Origin of the sequence: Limnospira sp. PMC 1279.21 (assembly GCF_032349615.1) — a bacterium.
Lineage (GTDB): Bacteria > Cyanobacteriota > Cyanobacteriia > Cyanobacteriales > Microcoleaceae > Limnospira > Limnospira fusiformis.
The window spans coordinates 1-689 of sequence record NZ_JARPLU010000477.1 but is presented as its reverse complement, the minus strand read 5'-3'; the positions used below and the strand labels follow the sequence as shown (position 1 = coordinate 689).

Genomic DNA, 689 nt, shown 5'->3' with positions numbered 1-689 from the left:
GACTTCCAATTAGTTCATTGACCTAGGAGAATAACACAATGATGGCAGATATCAAACATCAGATGTTTGTGAAGTTTAAGACTATGGTAGACAGTTGAGTTTACAACATTAACAAAGAAGATGGTTTGGCAACATTAAAGTCAATACTAGATGATTGCGAAAAAGAATTAACCATTACTGAACTTAAAAAGCAATTGCTGATTAAGGAACTGAATTACACAAAGCACTTAATAGATAAAGTCCAGTAAATACCCGTCCGCGATGACGGTAAACTACGGCAAACAACACACTAAGAGGATAAAACCATGACAATTGACTTGGGTAAACTACTTAACCCGAATACCTATCATAGTGATAGGTTAAGCAGCAAGCTAGTCTCTATATTGGACGCTGTAGAACTTGCCGATTGTCCTACACAATTTGATGAATGTCGTCTGTTGGAGCTTGAAAGCACTTTTCTGGTTATGCACAATTCCTTGATTACAGCAATCAATCAATTGTTGGACGAGAAAATCAAGCAATACGAAGAAGACAATAAGAATGAGTTTTAATCATGCCATAAATCCTCAAGTAAGTTAAATAATTTCGTCAAAAAAGGAAACACAAAACCATGAACGAAGAACAAGCAAGGTTAATGGTTATCGCGGAATTAGCACGTGATATTTACGCCCAAATGATGTCACGAGATA

At 36.1% G+C, this 689-nt stretch carries 1 protein-coding gene and 1 pseudogene; both read left to right on the top strand.

All coding sequences use genetic code 11. The features are described from left to right. The first annotated feature begins 38 nt into the window (after positions 1-38). A pseudogene (locus P5683_RS26650) lies at positions 39-248 on the top strand (hypothetical protein). A 57-nt stretch (positions 249-305) separates the two neighbouring features. Then, positions 306-551, top strand: a complete 246-nt coding sequence (locus tag P5683_RS25520) for a hypothetical protein (protein ID WP_046319221.1) — start codon at positions 306-308, stop codon at positions 549-551. Positions 552-689: the final 138 nt, after the last annotated feature.